Annotated in this window: 1 protein-coding gene; it reads right to left on the reverse strand. The window is 40.2% G+C overall.

From position 1 onward, the window contains the following. Window positions 1–23 precede the first annotated feature (23 nt). On the reverse strand, window positions 24–905 hold an 882-nt coding region (locus WMO38_RS15385; RefSeq protein ID WP_349163223.1), incomplete at its 5' end, for a ParM/StbA family protein.

A 905-nucleotide genomic window follows, 5' to 3' on the forward strand; every position in this document is an offset into this window, starting at 1 on the left:
TCTTCTTCCCATCATCTGCCTCCTTATGATAATCGCTTAGTGCTTTTAAGTCCCATTGTGGCAAGCTGCTCATATCCTCTTGCATTTGCCTTTACATCAAGGTTATAGGAAATGTTCTTAGCATCATGACTACCAAAATTCTTCATCACAACTGCCCCGCCTCCGACAAATACAATCGGTGTAGTTTTTAAGTTATACCCAAACTCACGGATTGAGTTATATACCTTATCGACAAAATCCTCTATCTCTGCCTTGATAATGGCAAAGTATTCATCATCAATATCTGACCTGCCATATCGCATGATATTCTGTATCTCTGACTCGTCTACCTCTCCGTTAAGCTGTCTTACACACTGCTCATTGATAGAACGCATACAGGTAATAAGACCTTTTGGAATCGTCACACACTTTGATTCATCCGGTGACTTGTTGATTACCGGCATAATGTCGATTGTCCAGCTACCGATATCTACTATCAGCGTTTTCTTTGCCATTGTAGGAATCTTGTCCACTACTGCTGCATAGCACTGAGGAAATACTGCCACATCATCAATTTCAATATGATACGGCTCATTCTCATATTTGAAGCTTACACGCTTATTCTTTGTCAGGTACTTGATAAAATCATTCTTCTCAGCTCCAAATCTTGTAAGTGGAAGTCCTACAGCAAGGAATACTTTTGCCTCTTCAAGACCTCTTCTTTTAAGTTCCTTAGCAACTGTTGCAAGAGTGAGAAGATAAAAGCTGTCATCTTCAACCTTGGTATCCTTTACTTCCTGCCTCACAGTTCCAACCTTATAGAACTTTCCTTCATACTCAAGTACATCGCCGAAAAGTGCCGGAGTTGTTGTAATCTCCTTAACACCTGTGACAAATACCTGAGAGATTGTTTTCATCATTGACCA

Origin of the sequence: Lachnospira hominis (ex Hitch et al. 2025), from assembly GCF_040096395.1 — a bacterium.
GTDB classification, from domain to species: Bacteria; Bacillota; Clostridia; order Lachnospirales; family Lachnospiraceae; genus Lachnospira; species Lachnospira hominis.